Origin of the sequence: Polynucleobacter sp. AM-26B4 (assembly GCF_018882285.1) — a bacterium.
Lineage (GTDB): Bacteria > Pseudomonadota > Gammaproteobacteria > Burkholderiales > Burkholderiaceae > Polynucleobacter.
Genome location: NZ_JACVOT010000001.1, coordinates 287,797 through 302,968 on the forward strand (window position 1 = coordinate 287,797; position 15,172 = coordinate 302,968).

The following is a 15,172-nucleotide window of genomic DNA, read 5'->3' on the forward strand; positions in this document are numbered from 1 at the left end:
TGTTTCCAGTTACTCTTCATTTTCAGCGGTCAAGCATGATTTTTATCAAAAAGATTCTCCCCAACCTACTTGTCCTATCAAGCATTCTGATGATGTTCATCGTTTCACAAACAAGTAACAATCAAGAAATACAAGAAATCTTTCGATTGATTGATGACCTGGCAACCAATTTAATTTTGGTGATTGTGGCCATCACCTTGGGACTTTTTGTGGCGCAATACCTTTATGTACTTGTAGGCCTGGTTGCAGCCATGGCTCTGGTGGTCATGGTCCCCGCACTCAACACCGCACTTAATCTAAGTGTTGATTATGTTTTAGCTTGCGGATTGGTTTGCTTGGGCTTTTCAGCCATTTCAAATATTTATGCCAACTACAGAGGCATTGAGTAATTTTTATTTATAACAAATGTTTAATAAGGGAGTAAGAAGAAATGAGTAATCGCGCAATCGCAATCATGGTTTTAGTTTTGGTAGCAGCAACTGGGTATTTATTGGTAACCGGTGATGGCGACATCGACATGGGTGGTGAAAAGCATGGCGCTGACGCAGTTCACGTTGAAGACAAAAAGCCAGCTACTGCACCAGCCGCTCCTGCAGCTGAACCAGCAAAGAAGTAATTAGCTAGACTAAGCTACTGAACTATTCAGCAGCAAGAAAGACAAAGCCCCTGATAGTGTATCTATCAGGGGCTTTTTGTTTTTACTTGAATCATTTAGTCATGACTCAGTGAGTGGTGCCCGAGGCCGGAATCGAACCGGCACGGCTGTTTAAGCCGAGGGATTTTAAATCCCTTACGTCTACCTATTTCGTCACTCGGGCAAACATACTGCATAAAGTTAGAGGTAAATAGTCGCCTTGCTTAGTGACTGATTTACTTCTTATTAAATACTTTGATTTCATTATTATTTAATGAAGTCAGTATTTTACATACATTAAAAATAAACCCCGCAAAAGCGGGGTTTATTAACTGGGCGAACCAGCTTTTTAACTGTACAACACGCTTGGCAACCACAAACCAATCGCTGGGAACATGTATAACAAGATCAAGGCCAGAACTTGGATCGCCATGAATGGCATCATGCCTGCGAAAATCTGGTTGAGTGTCACATGCGGTGGGGCCACACCTTTGAGGTAGAAAGCCGCCATTGCCACAGGTGGTGATAAGAATGCTGTTTGCAAGTTCAAGGCAACCAATAGACCAAAGAACAATGGGTCAACTTGGAAGTGCACCAACAAAGGAATAAAGATCGGCATGAAAATCACGATGATCTCTGTCCACTCTAATGGCCAACCTAACAAGAAGATGATGACCTGCGAAAGGATCAAGAATTCAATCTTGCTTAGACCAAGACCCAAGACCCACTTTTCAATCAACTCTTGTCCACCTAGCAAGGCAAATGCTGCTGAGAAAATAGATGATCCGACAAATAACCAGCAAACCATGGCGCTTGTTTTAGCCGTCAAGAAGACAGACTCTTTGACAACATCCATGTTGAGCTGTTTGTAGGCCCAAGCGAGTGCAAAACCACCGAATGAGCCAAGAGCGGCCGCTTCAGTTGGTGTTGCCAAACCAAACACAATCGCACCCAATACAACCAAGATCAGAGCTGCTAGTGGGAAGAAAGACCCCAGTAACATTTTGAAAATCTCTAAACGGTGCATGGTCAGTGTGTAATAAAACAGCGCACCTATCAACAAACCAATGCCAAGGGTGATCCAATACCATAGTGGTACAGGGGCGCGCTCTGCGGGAGCAGCATCACTCGCTGGAATTTCTGACACACCAGTTGAAGCCATACTTGCACCAGCTGGTTTTACTGGCTTAGCATCATCCTCAGCACCTGGAGGCAAAGCAACGCCATCTGCTTGAGGCTGTGCTGCATCTTCTGCAGACTCCAAGCTCATCATGCCGCCATCACTGACCATCTCAACCACTGCTGAAGAAACTTCAACCGGCTTGGTTGCCACACCGTACATCGATGTCATCACAACCGCGAAGAAAATCAATGGGCCGATGATGATCATGAATTGCTTGAACAACTCACCCAAGCTCATATTGCTAGCTGCACGACCCTTCATCACCCCTAACAAACCAGGCAAAGCGCGCTGACTGTATTTAGCCAAAATTTCTGAGGGAGGTGTTAACTTCACCAAGCGATCTTCATCAGCCATTGGTGGCGCAAGTTCAGGCTTAAGCTTAGCAACAATGATCACATAACCAATGTACAAAGTCGCCAACATGATGCCCGGGAAGAATGCACCTGCATACAACTTAACCACTGACACACCAGCAGTCGCACCATACACAATCAACATCACAGATGGTGGAATCAAAATACCCAAGCAACCACCAGCAGTGATAGCACCTGCTGAGAGTTTGACGCTATAACCAGCCTTCAACATCGATGGCAAAGCCAATAAACCCATCAAAGTGACCACGGCGCCCACAATACCGGTTGCGGTTGCAAAAATAGCGCACGTCACCAAAGTAGCTACTGCTAGAGCACCTGGCAATCTAGCCAAAGCCAAATGCAAGCTTTTGAAAAGCTTTTCAATCAAGTTGGCACGTTCAACCAAATACCCCATGAACACAAACAATGGAATAGAGATCAAGACATCATTGGTCATCACCGAGAACGCTCTTTGCACCATGAGTGCCAAAGTACGATCGACCGCTTGAGTGGTTCCTTCACCTTGGCTCAAGAAAGCAAACAAGGCGAAAATCATGCCCATACCCATCAAAGTAAAGGCGGTAGGGAAACCCAACATGATGGCAACCACCACCAAGCTGAGCATCAATAATCCTAAATGACCATTGGTCATTTCTGAGAATGATGGCATTGCAATCAATGTGCCGACCACGATCGCGGCCATGATAATAAAACCGAAATATAGTTCCTTACGCATGATTAAGCACCCTTCTTTTCATCTTCATGGCTTACCATGGCTTTTAATTTATCTACGTCGACTTCTTCTACGTCATGTTCACGCTTAGGCCATTCGCCTGTTTGAAGACAAATAACGCAGCGAATAATTTCAACGAAACCTTGTAGCAACAATAAGCCGCCAGCAATTGGAATGATCAATTTGAATGGCCAAATTGGAGGGCCATTGGCAGTTTGAGTCGTGTGCTCATTGATTGCGATAGACTCCGCTGCAAAATTAATACCAGCGTAGACCAAGGCGATGATGCCTGGAATGAAGAAAATAAAGTAAAGAATTAGGTCAAATAGAGCCTGTGTTCTTGGTTGGAAAAAACCATAAAGAACATCGCCCCTCACATGCCCATTTTTTGACAGGGTGTAGGCGCCTGCCATCATGAACATCACACCGTAGAGCATATAGGTGAAATCAAACACCCAGTCATGCGGGTTATTAAATGCATAGCGATTGAAAACTTCCCAACAAATCAGAACAGTTAAAAGAACCACTGAAATGGCTGAGAACTGACCAGCTCTGGTGGATAGCTTATCCACTGCTAAAAGGATTTTTTGCATAAGTCTCTCGTATTATTTTTATAGTAATAATTACATAACCACAAACTACAAACACCCACGCAGTATAACTGAGTGGGTGTTTGAGTTACAACAAAACTACGGATTAAGACTTAGCTGGAGCCTTCTTAGGTCCAAAGTAATGGTTGTAAGCCATCTTGTAATCCACGTTGGTATCGTTCTGCCAGCGGCAAGCACGCTGAGCAAATGTACGCATAGATTCAAGAACACGCTTGAAATCAGCATTTTCTGTTGATTTAGCAGCAATGATCTTGTCCCAAGCAGCCAATTGAGCACGCAAGATTGGGTCAGGCGTCTTGTAGAACTTAACGCCTTGCTTCTGTTGCATTTCAATATAGTCTTTTGAGTAACGATCGATGGCTTTCCAGCTCATTTCTGCTGAAGAAGCTTGAACAGCTACGTTGATCATGGCGCGCAATTCTGCAGGCATAGAGTCTAGTTTCTTCTTGTTGAAAAGAATCTCAAACTGCTCTGAACACTGGTGGAATGATTGCAACATACATACTTTAGATACGTCTGGGAAGCCCAATAGACGGTCAGAAGATGCATTGTTGAATTCAGCAGCGTCTAATAGACCACGGTCCATCGCTGGAACAATCTCAGCACCTGGCAAAGCGTTCACTGAAACTTCCATGTCTTTGAAGATGTCAATTGAAAGACCAACTGTACGGTACTTTAGACCCTTCATGTCTGCAACCTTAGCAACTGGCTTCTTGAACCAGCCGAGTGGCTGTGTTGGCATTGGGCCATATAGGTATGACACAACGTCAATGTTCAATGATTTGTAGATGCTTTCCAACATGGCTTTACCACCGCCGTATTCGTGCCATGCAAGCACCATGTTAGGGTCCATACCAAACGCTGGACCTGATCCCCATAGCGCCAAAGCTGGGCTCTTACCATACCAGTAAGCAACCACACCGTGACCACCGTCCAATGTACCTTTGCTAACCGCATCCAATAGACCAAAAGCTGGAACAACTGAACCTGCTGGCAAAAGATCAATCTTCAAGCGACCTGAAGACATTTTGTTGATCTTGTCGCAGAAATCTTGTGCGTACTCATGGAAAATATCTTTTGTTGGCCATGTTGACTGGAAGCGCAAGTTAACTGTTTGCGCTTTTGCAATCATTGGGAAGCCAAGCGTACCTGCGCCAGCAGCTGCAGCTGTTGACGTGGCAATAAATTTACGACGTGATTGAACTTTCTTTTCTGACATTTAAGTCTCCTCTTGTATGAACAGATCTACCAACCTTGAGAATATATTTCGCAAGATGAGATTAATTTAGCACTCTGTGAAAAAATACGCACCTATATAAACGTTATTTTTGCTAGGGGTTTTACCTAATATGTATCTTGGAGCTTCAAATCAAAGACCCAGCCGAGGAGTTTTTTGGCGACGCCTACTGCTAATTTTGGTACTTTTGCTGATTACGGCTCTTGGTGCATTGGTGGTGTACTTTTTGTCTACCAAAGACCAGTTAGATGCAGAGCTAATCACCCCTGGCATCAGCGCCCCAGTCACCATCAAATTTGATGAACATGCCCTTCCCCATGTCTTAGCGGCAAGCCAAGAAGATGCATGGCACACCCTGGGCTTTCTGCATGCCACTGAGAGACCTTGGCAGATGGAATTCAACCGCCGCTTGGCATCTGGAAAACTATCTGAAATTCTTGGCAAAGACACGGTGGCGATTGATAAATTCATACGCACCTTGGGAATACGTCGCGCCGCTGAAAAGCAATATGAAAACTACCCCATTGAATACAAACGTCACATCCAAGCTTATGTCGATGGCGTGAATGAGGGATTTGCTCGTTTAGGCTGGGCACTTCCACCTGAGTTCATGATCCTAGGAGTTAAGCCTGGCAATTGGGGGCCGGCCGATTCTGTGGCCTGGTCATTGATGATGGCCTTGGATCTTGGGGGCAATTGGCACAAGGAGTTTTTGCGCCTTGAGATGTCAGCCACCATGAGCACTGAACATATTTGGCAGGCCTTACCGCCCTATCCAGGCGAAGCACCAGCCACTTCGGTTGATTTCGCCAAGATGTATCGCGATTTGGGATTGTTCAAAGAAAAGCTGGCAACGAAGACCAAGTCCTCATCAAAAGGTATTGAGCAAAGCCTAGCAACAACCGAGAAAGAAAAAGAATTTTTAAACTTTCTACCAGGTGGCTCAGAAGGCATTGGGTCTAATAACTGGGCAGTCGCAGGCAATAAAACCGTCAGCGGCAAACCCTTATTGGCCAATGATCCTCATTTGGGCTTAACCACTCCCGCTATTTGGTACTTTGCTCATATCCAAGCACCGAAGTTAAATGTCATCGGCGCTACTTTGCCAGGCATACCTGGTGTGGTTTTAGGTCACAACACCCATGTGGCCTGGAGCTTCACTAATACTGATCCTGATGTACAAGATTTATTCATAGAGGCCTTGGATCCAAATAATCCTGGTCGGTATAAAACACCTCAGGGTTATGAAAACTTTGTGCTTCGAGAAGAGACGATTGCCATCAAAGGCCAAGAGCCTTTCAAGTTTCTGAGCCGAGAAACCAGGCACGGCCCTGTTATCTCTGATGCTTATCAACGTGCGCAAGATTTGATCAACACAGATCGATTTGCCATTTCTTTGCGTTGGACCGCATTGGAAGCTTCTAATCAAACGTTAAAAGCTGGCTTCCAAATGAATGATGCGCAAAACTTAGAAGAGTTCAAGAGCGCGCTGAAAAATTATCACTCTCCTATGCAAAACGTGGTGATGGCTGATAAGGATGGTCAGATTGCTTACCGTGCTGCAGGCGTGGCTCCTAAAAGAAGCAAAGGTAAAGGTTTATTTGGAACGGCGCCCGGTCTTGGTTGGGATGCTCAATACGATTGGGGCCCTTACTTTGGTAAAGATGATTTACCCAAAGAAACCAATCCATCAAGCTCATTCATCGCTACAGCCAATCAACGCGTGCACAGTGCCAACGATCCACATCCTTTGACCACTGATTGGCACATGCCCTATCGTTATCAACGCATTGAACAATTGATCAATGCCACCGATCAACATGATGTGACCAGTATGAAAGCCATTCAAGCTGATGCTCTGTCATTATCAGCGGTGGATTTGATTCCGTTGTTACAGGCTGCGAACTCAACCCATAAATATGCCAGTGAAGCAAAAACCATCATTGCAAACTTCGATGGCAAGATGAGTGTTGATAGTGCAGGCGCGACCATTTATAACGCATGGGCTCATCAGTTAACGCGCTTGATGTTCGCTGACAAACTGGGAAAAAGCTTTGCGATTGAGTATGGCAAAAGAGATTTTCGCTCGGGTCTTCATCACATCATGAAGCTGCACCAGGCCGGCAATACTCAAGTAGCATTTTGGTGTGACAAACCAAGTACCCCAGAAGTTGAAACTTGTGAGAACCTCATGGACGAGGCTTTTACTTTGGCTTTAGAAGATTTGAGCAAGCGCATGGGTGGATCACCTCAATCTTGGAAGTGGGGTGAGGTACACGTGGCTGTTTCAGAGCATCGCCCATTCAGCAAAGTGTCTTTATTGAAAAATAAATTTGAGATCACCCGCCCTACTCCTGGCGATGCTTTCACTGTGAATTTGGGCTTCATGGACTCAGGCAATGCTAGCAACCCGTTCACTGTGAACAAAGGGGCGAGTATGCGTGTAATCTATGACTTATCCAATTTAGATCAGTCTCAATTCATTTACCAAACGGGACAATCGGGCTGGATCAATAGTCGTCATTACTCCAGTTATGCAAACGCTTGGGCCAAACAAGAATATGTGCCCTTGACCATGAACCCGAGCAAAATTGTTCATACCTCAGTTTTAAAACCTGACTTGAGCATTGCCGCTGAAAACAAAAAACGCTTAGAAAAAGAAGCCAAAGAAATAAAAAGGAAGTGATTTCTATGAAAAGTATTTCTCAAAGTTCGCAAAGTTGGCAAATTCGACTAAGTCGTTTATTACTCAGCTGCTTTCTCTTGGCAGCTAGTCAGTTCACTCATGCAGGCTTGAAAGAAGATCTAGAAACTGGTTCTTATGTTTTGATGATGCGTCATGCTGATGCGCCAGGCTATAGCGACCCTGACGGATATAACTTGAATGATTGCAGTACCCAAAGAAATCTAGGCGCCACTGGTAAGACTCAAGCCAAGATGATTGGGCAATGGTTGACCACTCAAGGCATTGAAAGTGCGCAAGTTTTTAGCAGTCCTTGGTGTCGCTGCAAAGACACTGCCGCCCTATTGAACAAAGGTACTGTGCAAGTTGAGGTTGGCCTTGGATCATTTTTTGAAAATCGTGGCAGTCGTCAAGAGCAAACTCGTTTGACTCAAAACAAAATTGCACAACTCTTAAAAGTATCACCGCGCAAACCGGTGATCATGGTCACGCATCAAGTGAATATCCAAGCCTTTGCAGGACAATCATTGAGCTCAGGCAGTATGGTGTTGGTGAAAGTCAATCAATTAGGTCAGTACGTGTCTCATCAACTGATCAATCATCCTCACCCTTGAGGCAAGGATTATCCAGATTAAGAACTGTGGCTGTCTTGAAAGCCACCACGTCTGTAGGTGACTACCAAGGTATCTCGCCATCCTTGCTCTAAGGCTTTAGGATCGATTGGTTGAATCGGTGTGGTTTCATGAACCACACGAGCATCGTCGAGCAATAACAAGCTAAAAGGCTTTTGCAAAGTGAAGCGCTGACCTTGCGGGCCATTCGATTCAAATACCCTGGTTTCTCCACCTTTGATACCGTGACGCTGAAGCATCAAAACAGCCACGTACTCAACACCATCACGATGAGCACCCTCTGGTGTTGGTCGACCAATACCATCGGTTGTATCAATCCTGAATTGATGCACCTCTACAAACCAAGGCTTGGATTCATCAAGATTATTTTGTGTTTGATCAAACTGTAGAGCCAAGTTCAATAAAAAATCTTTGAGTGCTGCTGAGTGGGCAAACGTTTCTTCACATGGCTCAAACCAACGATCAATACCGCCATGCAATGCGTTATATGAAACTGGTTGCCAGTGGGCACGATGAGGAGCCAATGTGACCGTATTGTTTTGAATCACAAAACTGGCATGCCTTCTTTGACGATAACGACCACCATCTTTTAAATAAGCATCGGCTGGCAAGTTTTTCCAAGTGGCAGATAAGTCTTGCCACTCAGTCAAATGATGTTGAGAAAGCTCAAAAAAATGCTCAGGCGATAAAACGACATAGCCATTATCTTGAATAGCTGTTGGCACAGAGGCCAGCGATGTTTGTGGTGGATCTAATAGCATGTCAAAAATTGATAAAAATGGCTCATGAATGTCTTGAGGATTGATTATCCTCTGAATGACTCACTTATGGGCAAAGCCTTATTTGTCCATATGAAGCGGCACCATCAAGCTTTTAGAAAATTCGCTTGGTGCAGTTCTTTGTATTCGCAACCAACCCAACCCTCGTACCCTAAATCATCCAAAAGCATGAAGAAATCAAGGTAATTGATTTCTCCTGTGCCAGGTTCATGGCGACCAGGATGATCTGCAATTTGAATATGCTCGATGAAAGGCATCAGCTCTTCTATATCCAAAATATCTTCACCCATGCGATGGGCATGATAGGCATCGAATTGAAGATGCAAATTGTTCGATGGAACCGCCATGATGGTTTCTAGAGCATGTTGACTGCTGGACAAGAAAAATCCCGGCATATCAAATGTGTTGATGGGTTCAATCAAGAGCTTGATGTTTGATTTTTTTAACTCTTCTGCCGCATAAGTTAAATTTTCTACAAAAGTTTTTTGAGCCTCACCAAAACTCACACCCTCAGGCAATATTCCTGCCAAACAATTTAATTGTTTGACTCCCAAATGTTGGGCATGAGCAATAGCATCAGGAATGCCGCGTTTGAATTCATCTACCCTGGCTGGATGACAAGCCAAACCTCGATCTCCTTTGGACCAATCACCACCGCGTAAGTTATGCAGCACCATCGGTAATTCAAGCTGCGTCATTGATTCTGCTATTTCTTTTAGGGCTGCGCCTGAATTCTCTTGATATGGAAATTGGCATTCAATGGCTTCAAAGCCATCGTCTTTTGCAGCCTTGATTCGCTCTAAGAAAGGCAGATGCGCATAGAGCAAGGAGAGGTTGGCGGCAAAACGAGGCATAAATGACCTAATTATCAATTCAGTGATTTAATTATGGCATGCGCATCATTTCAATTTCCACAGGCAAGATTGCTCCATTGTTTGGCATAGACCACCCCGATCACCGCGTGGTCAATTCAGGCATCAAAAAAGACATTGTCAGTTCTTTAGATCACCCGATCAGCATCCAAGTCAGAGCCATTGGCTTGGATGGCGATGAACAAGCTGACTTCAGTGTGCATGGTGGATTAGAGAAAGCGATCTATGCCTACCCAAGTGAACACTACCCTTTCTGGAATGAACTACTTAGCAGAGAAGCTAAAAGAACCAACCCAATTGGTTTTGGTTTTGTTGGCGAAAATCTCAGTGTTGAAGGATTCTCTGAAGAATCTGTTTGGGTTGGTGATAACTGGCAGATTGGCGATGTTGAACTAGAAGTTGTCAAATTAAGAGAACCCTGCTTCAAATTCAATGCGCGGATGGGCTATAAAGGTGCATCCAAAGCAATGATTCAATCCACTCGCTCAGGTTGGTATCTGAAAGTTCACAAAGGTGGCAACATCAAAGCTGGTGATGCCATCGTCGTCACACCTGGTCGCAGAGAAATGAGCATTCAGCAACAGAATCATTTTTTATTGCGCAAAGAGTCGCAAAAAGATTTGTTTTAAATGAGCTCCATGAATATTCTCTTTGTGTGCATGGGCAATATTTGCAGAAGTCCAACCGCCCATGGTGTGTTTCGTCAATACATTGAAGAGTCTGGCTTATCTCATCAAGTGAGAGTCGATTCTGCAGGAACGCATGCTTACCATGTGGGCGAAGCGCCAGATGCTCGCTCTCAAACACATGCACTCAAGCGTGGCTATGATTTATCAGATTTGGCAGCCAGACAACTCGATGATCGAGATTTTGATCACTATGATTTATTGCTGGTGATGGATTGGGAAAACTTTGCGCTGACAGAGCAGCGCTGTCCTCCAAATAAAAAGCATAAGATCCGACGCTTAACTGAGTTTTGCAAAGTTAATCAGGCCAGCGTTGTTCCTGACCCTTATTACAAAGGCAGTGAAGGTTTTGAGGAAGTGCTTGATTTGGTCGAGGATGCCTGTGACGGTTTACTTGATCACGTGAGACAAAGACTCTTACGTTGAGAGCGAATGATTTGTAGGAAATTCCTTACAAACAAATCTCCCTTTTCCGATTTTAAAAATTTAGATTGTCTGGCAAGCTCTTTACTCAATTTTCTTGAGAGCTCATATGTCTATTTATCTACAGGATCAAAAATCACCCGAATCGGCACAGTCCCACATCTTCACCCTCACCTGCCATCATGATAGTCAACGCAGTGTTAAAGATCCCGGCATCAAGCCAAATGAGACACCCAAAGAGAATGTGAAGATTGTCGACATTCGGATGATTGAACTGATCAAAAAGGAGGATGACTTCAAAGCTTTATTATTCGAAGATCTTTATAGAAAAATCACCTTCGATAAATTAACCAATCCCAAAGTGTTAGCCGAGAAGATTCAGTTCCCCATCAAAGATACTCTGGCTCTTTACAAAGGAGATCTTAAAAAGATCAATACCTTTAGATTGCTTCACGCAATCGCACAGTTTGGCTATGACATTCATGTTTGTATGAGGCCAACCGTGGCTTATATACCCGGCGAGGTCTGCTTGGAGCGCTGAGAGCTTGCAAGTGAACATCAGCGTGAAACATTTCTGTAACGCTTAAAGAACCATTTCCTGATGTAGGTGGCAACGCCACCTCCCATCACCATTCCAAAGACTATCGGGTTATCCATCAACAATTGCCAAATACCTTGCCCTGATTCAACACCCACCTGAATCGTTTCTGTGATTTCACCCAACTCATCAGAATTAATCAATTTATCAACCAATAACTCGCACATCGCCTGGCTCATGACATGACCTTATAGCCTACCAATGAAAACCAAGGTCGCCAACTTAGCCAAGCCATAGCTCGTACTTTTTGCCAGCTTGATGCTTTTAGATAAAACACTGGGGCTTCTTCTGCTTGAGGTCTTTTTGCTTCGTTTGGGCGGTGCTTTTCTGGCAAAGTTTCTGATGATCATCTCCATCAAGTTTTCTCCTTAAAGAAATCATGATGAATCCAGTTAATCTGAATGTGCGGGAAGTGATTCGTCAGAAATTGCTGATTGATATAAAGAGAATTCTTACCCAGCAGTGAACACCTTACTTTTTTAGCTGGGCGAGTAAATGCCGTAAGTTATTGTGATCAATCTCGTGCATCAAATGCAGTAACTCCCCTATTTCACCTCGCGGAAATCCCTCGCGAGCAAACCATGACAAATAATTGGCCGGTAATTCACACAGCAATTGTCCGGCATGCTTACCAAAAGGCATTTTCATACTGACCAATTTTTCCAGGGATTCAGGAGTCATGACCCTGATATTAAAACAGGATTGCGATCAGCAATTTGTTTCAGTCTTGAATACAATGGATTCATGTTAACCAAACTCACCACCATTCCTTTATTTCCTCTTGGCCAGACGCTTTACCCCTCTGGCGCATTGGACTTGAAAATTTTTGAAATTCGTTATTTGGACATGGTCAAAGACTGTGTGGCCAATTCAACTAACTTTGGCATCGTGACTTTGGACGAGGGTAAAGAGGTTGTAGATCCCACCAACAAACCCACAGTGTTTTTTCCGACAGGTACTTTGGTAGACATCACTTATTTTGATGCACCACAGCCTAGTTTATTTTTCATCAAATGTCGCGGCACAAGACGATTTAAAGTTCATCAGAGTCAACAAGAGAAAAATGGCTTATGGATGGGTGAAGTTGAATTTTTATCTGAAGATGCCAACTATCCAATCCAAACTGAACACCAAACACTTGCCGATAATTTAGGCGCCATCATCGCGTCTTTGCAGAAAAAAGGTGTGCGTGAAGATCAAATGCCTTTTAGCCAACCTTATGATTTAGAGCAATGTGGTTGGGTGGCCAATCGCTGGTGCGAAATCCTACCTTTGACACCAGCACAAAAGCATCATCTCTTGAGTATTGATAATGCTCAAATTCGTCTTGATTTAGTCAAAGAGTTGATTGAAGAAATGACTGGCCAAAGCCAGTCTTAGTTTTTATTTTGGTTTTTCTTCCATCTGTGATCTTTCAAATAGAATGAATACATCACTTACATTGATGGGTAATCATGACCATTATTCCTAAACGTTATTCCGCTGCTTTTGCTGGTGCCACTGGCAATATGCTGGAATGGTTTGACTTTGCCATTTATGGTTATTTCGCAACCGCCCTTGGCAAGGTCTTCTTCCCAGCCAGCGACCCCACTCTTCAAACAGTTGCTTCATTTGGTATTTTTGCCATTGGTTATTTAGCAAGACCAATTGGCAGTTTGATTTTGGGCCCAGTGGGTGACCTACTCGGTAGAAGAAAAATGATGATCTGGAGCATCATGATCATGGGCGTGGCCAGTTTCATGGTGGCGTTGCTGCCCAGTTACGCTCAGGTAGGTGCTATCGCTGCATATGCACTGCTTTTCCTACGCATGACCCAAGGTTTTTCAATTGGTGGTGAATACACAGGCAGCATGGTGTATGCCGCTGAAGCATCTCCGCAAGGCAAAGAAGGTCTGATGTCTGGTATTGCTCACGCAGGAGCATTGCTGGGATTTTTCTTGGGTTCTTTAGTCGCAGCCCTCACCGCTTTTGTGTTTGGCGAAAATGCTGTGAACGATTGGGCTTGGCGCCTACCTTTTCTTTTAGGCGCCTTGGTAGCGATTGCTGGCTGGAAGCTAAGGGCTCATATGCCTGAGACCCTGGAAACCGCCATCCAACACAAGCTTAGCTTTAAAGAATTATTGGCTTTGATTACCCTGCGCTTAAAAGAAGTGGCTCATGGTTGGCGAGTACTGGTTCAAATTGCAGCTTTGATTTCTTTTTCGAATGTGCTGTTTTATGTTCAGTTTGTTTATTTTGTTGATTACGCTGCCAAACATGGTGGCTCGATGCAATCAGCCAACACCGTGGCCACTGCGATTCAATTTGTCGGCATTCCCTTGGTTGTTTTAGGTGGCTGGTTAGCCGATAAGATTGGCAGAATCAAGATCACTTGGTACGCCACATGGGCTGGCGCTATTTTGTGTGTTCCTGCAATCTTAGCGTCTCAATTCGGCGGCGTGGTAGGTCTTGCGATTGGTCAATCTTTGATTGTGGCGCCAGTGATGTTGCTGTTTGGTGCTCAAGGTATTTTGATCAGTCGTTTGGTCAAACCTGAGCAACGTTGCTCAGTGTTTGCTATTGGTTATAGTCTGGCCGTTGCGATATTTGCTGGCACTGCACCGATGGTCACAGCTTGGCTACTTGAAATCAATGCATGGACTTGGGGCCCTGCTGCATATTGTTTCACTTATGCAATCCCAGCCATTTATGCACTTCGCTCATTAAGAAATGAAAATCAATGATTCCAGTTTTAAATGCTCAAGAGTTATTAGCTCTAGCTTCACAACAACATGAACAGCAGTGCTCAAATTGCGCCTCACATGATTTTTCTTGCTGGGAAACAATTCTCAGCACCTTTGATCGCGATGGCTTGAAGACAGTCGGCACACTCCAGCATCCTGATGCAGAAGAAATTTGGGATGAATACCATCCGAATGGCACAACCATTTGGTCAGAGAATGCGCCGATTGCGGTGAACTTCCATCCATACAATCGCTGCACAGTTGATCAATGCCCGGAATGCTCAACTGTTTATTTGCGTTACACCGAATATGGTGGTTATTACGTCGACGAAAGAATTCGGGTGGTCAAACCTGAATTAATCATTCAGTCTCCTTGATTTAAGAAGCCAATGAGTTATGCAAGCATTGAAGCTGTGTTGATGCTGTATCAATGCTTGTGAGTTGAATGATCGTGTCCTTTGCTTTTATCTGTTTCTGAAGACATTTCAGCCGCACCATGAGCATGTCCGCCAGCGGACGGATGAGCTTTGAAGTAATTCGCTGCGTAGATAGAGCCCATTGTCACGATGAAGACACTGATGCCACCATAGATAAGAACCCCTTTGATTTTGGCATGAGGCCTTCCCTCCATCCAATACACAGCAATCAAACTCATTAAGAATCCAACGGGTACAACCCATAAGCTTCTGTCTGGAGAATCTGGAAAGTGCTGAAGACCGCCCGTAAAAAAGCCTAGGCCTACAGATGCAATCACACCAATGGCCAATAAATTGGTCCATGTATTACTTGTTTGAGGATTTGATATTTTCTCTAAAATACCGGCAATCAAATAAATACCCACACCAATCGCAGCAGTGATCATTGATCGTTGTTCACTGAATGCACCGTGAGTCACCGCTCCAGCAATAAAACTAATGCCAGTGTATTTACATAAAGTAGCAATGTGGCCCAGAGAGAATTTCATGATGTTCGCTTTAAATTTAAAAATTTAATTTAGCAGAAGTGGTGATATTTAGCTGAGGGCC

19 protein-coding genes and 1 tRNA gene are annotated in these 15,172 nt (G+C 44.2%); 10 read left to right on the forward strand and 10 right to left on the reverse strand.

Annotated features, from left to right (window positions below; all coding sequences use genetic code 11):
- Positions 1 to 35: 35 nt before the first annotated feature.
- Both ICE88_RS01355 and ICE88_RS01360 read left to right on the forward strand, forming a co-directional pair.
- Complete coding sequence (locus ICE88_RS01355) at positions 36 to 389, forward strand: hypothetical protein (protein WP_216248632.1); 354 nt, start codon at positions 36 to 38, stop codon at positions 387 to 389.
- Between the two features lie 41 nt (positions 390 to 430).
- Entirely contained in the window at positions 431 to 616 is a 186-nt protein-coding gene (locus ICE88_RS01360) for a hypothetical protein (protein WP_216248634.1), read from the forward strand.
- A gap of 114 nt (positions 617 to 730) precedes the next feature.
- Here ICE88_RS01360 and ICE88_RS01365 read toward each other — a convergent pair.
- The 4 genes from ICE88_RS01365 to ICE88_RS01380 all read right to left on the reverse strand — a co-directional run bounded on the left by ICE88_RS01365 (position 731) and on the right by ICE88_RS01380 (position 4,733).
- Positions 731 to 818 (reverse strand) — tRNA-Leu (locus ICE88_RS01365).
- 165 nt (positions 819 to 983) lie between these two features.
- A complete protein-coding gene (locus ICE88_RS01370; protein ID WP_216248635.1) occupies positions 984 to 2,906 on the reverse strand; it encodes a TRAP transporter large permease subunit in 1,923 nt (640 codons plus the stop codon).
- A 2-nt stretch (positions 2,907 to 2,908) separates the two neighbouring features.
- The gene (locus tag ICE88_RS01375) at positions 2,909 to 3,496 is read right to left on the reverse strand and encodes a TRAP transporter small permease subunit (protein ID WP_216248638.1); all 588 of its coding nucleotides are present in this window, start codon (positions 3,494 to 3,496) and stop codon (positions 2,909 to 2,911) included.
- Positions 3,497 to 3,599: 103 nt separating this feature from the next.
- Complete coding sequence (locus ICE88_RS01380; protein WP_216248640.1) at positions 3,600 to 4,733, reverse strand: TRAP transporter substrate-binding protein; 1,134 nt, start codon at positions 4,731 to 4,733, stop codon at positions 3,600 to 3,602.
- A 235-nt stretch (positions 4,734 to 4,968) separates the two neighbouring features.
- Here ICE88_RS01380 and ICE88_RS01385 point away from each other — a divergent pair, with 235 nt between their 5' ends.
- Together ICE88_RS01385 and ICE88_RS01390 are read left to right on the forward strand one after the other, a co-directional pair.
- A complete protein-coding gene (locus ICE88_RS01385; RefSeq protein WP_370624443.1) occupies positions 4,969 to 7,437 on the forward strand; it encodes a penicillin acylase family protein in 2,469 nt (822 codons plus the stop codon).
- A 5-nt stretch (positions 7,438 to 7,442) separates the two neighbouring features.
- Entirely contained in the window at positions 7,443 to 8,048 is a 606-nt protein-coding gene (locus ICE88_RS01390) for a histidine phosphatase family protein (protein ID WP_216248643.1), read from the forward strand.
- A 17-nt stretch (positions 8,049 to 8,065) separates the two neighbouring features.
- Here the strand turns inward: ICE88_RS01390 and ICE88_RS01395 are convergent, their stop codons facing one another.
- The gene (locus ICE88_RS01395; protein WP_370624444.1) at positions 8,066 to 8,836 is read right to left on the reverse strand and encodes a 2OG-Fe dioxygenase family protein; all 771 of its coding nucleotides are present in this window, start codon (positions 8,834 to 8,836) and stop codon (positions 8,066 to 8,068) included.
- A gap of 95 nt (positions 8,837 to 8,931) precedes the next feature.
- Positions 8,932 to 9,699 (reverse strand): hydroxypyruvate isomerase family protein, encoded by a 768-nt coding sequence (locus ICE88_RS01400; protein WP_216248647.1) that lies wholly within the window; start codon positions 9,697 to 9,699, stop codon positions 8,932 to 8,934.
- Between the two features lie 38 nt (positions 9,700 to 9,737).
- Here ICE88_RS01400 and ICE88_RS01405 point away from each other — a divergent pair, with 38 nt between their 5' ends.
- The 3 genes from ICE88_RS01405 (at position 9,738) to ICE88_RS01415 (ending at position 11,367) form a co-directional block, all read left to right on the forward strand.
- Entirely contained in the window at positions 9,738 to 10,346 is a 609-nt protein-coding gene (locus tag ICE88_RS01405; RefSeq protein WP_216248649.1) for an MOSC domain-containing protein, read from the forward strand.
- On the forward strand, positions 10,347 to 10,829 hold the full coding sequence (locus ICE88_RS01410) for a low molecular weight protein-tyrosine-phosphatase (RefSeq protein WP_216248651.1): 483 nt from the start codon (positions 10,347 to 10,349) through the stop codon (positions 10,827 to 10,829).
- A 106-nt stretch (positions 10,830 to 10,935) separates the two neighbouring features.
- Positions 10,936 to 11,367 carry a hypothetical protein gene (locus ICE88_RS01415; protein ID WP_216248654.1) on the forward strand — a complete coding sequence of 144 codons (432 nt, stop codon included), beginning with the start codon at positions 10,936 to 10,938 and terminating at the stop codon, positions 11,365 to 11,367.
- A 17-nt stretch (positions 11,368 to 11,384) separates the two neighbouring features.
- Here the strand turns inward: ICE88_RS01415 and ICE88_RS01420 are convergent, their stop codons facing one another.
- The 3 genes from ICE88_RS01420 to ICE88_RS01430 form a co-directional block, all read right to left on the reverse strand.
- On the reverse strand, positions 11,385 to 11,603 hold the full coding sequence (locus ICE88_RS01420; protein WP_216248657.1) for a hypothetical protein: 219 nt from the start codon (positions 11,601 to 11,603) through the stop codon (positions 11,385 to 11,387).
- A 9-nt stretch (positions 11,604 to 11,612) separates the two neighbouring features.
- Positions 11,613 to 11,780, reverse strand: a complete 168-nt coding sequence (locus tag ICE88_RS01425) for a hypothetical protein (protein ID WP_216248658.1) — start codon at positions 11,778 to 11,780, stop codon at positions 11,613 to 11,615.
- Between the two features lie 115 nt (positions 11,781 to 11,895).
- On the reverse strand, positions 11,896 to 12,105 hold the full coding sequence (locus tag ICE88_RS01430; protein WP_216248659.1) for a DUF3820 family protein: 210 nt from the start codon (positions 12,103 to 12,105) through the stop codon (positions 11,896 to 11,898).
- 63 nt (positions 12,106 to 12,168) lie between these two features.
- Between ICE88_RS01430 and ICE88_RS01435 the strand changes: the two genes are divergently transcribed.
- From ICE88_RS01435 to ICE88_RS01445, 3 genes are all read left to right on the forward strand, one after another.
- On the forward strand, positions 12,169 to 12,804 hold the full coding sequence (locus ICE88_RS01435) for an LON peptidase substrate-binding domain-containing protein (RefSeq protein ID WP_216248660.1): 636 nt from the start codon (positions 12,169 to 12,171) through the stop codon (positions 12,802 to 12,804).
- 74 nt (positions 12,805 to 12,878) lie between these two features.
- On the forward strand, positions 12,879 to 14,147 hold the full coding sequence (locus tag ICE88_RS01440; protein ID WP_216248661.1) for an MFS transporter: 1,269 nt from the start codon (positions 12,879 to 12,881) through the stop codon (positions 14,145 to 14,147).
- Positions 14,144 to 14,524, forward strand: coding sequence for a hypothetical protein (locus tag ICE88_RS01445; protein WP_216248662.1), 381 nt, complete (start codon positions 14,144 to 14,146; stop codon positions 14,522 to 14,524). The genes ICE88_RS01440 and ICE88_RS01445 overlap by 4 nt, the downstream gene beginning before the upstream one ends.
- Positions 14,525 to 14,574: 50 nt before the next feature.
- On the opposite strand, the gene ICE88_RS01450 is transcribed toward ICE88_RS01445, so the two are convergent.
- Complete coding sequence (locus ICE88_RS01450) at positions 14,575 to 15,111, reverse strand: hypothetical protein (RefSeq protein ID WP_216248663.1); 537 nt, start codon at positions 15,109 to 15,111, stop codon at positions 14,575 to 14,577.
- Positions 15,112 to 15,172: the final 61 nt, after the last annotated feature.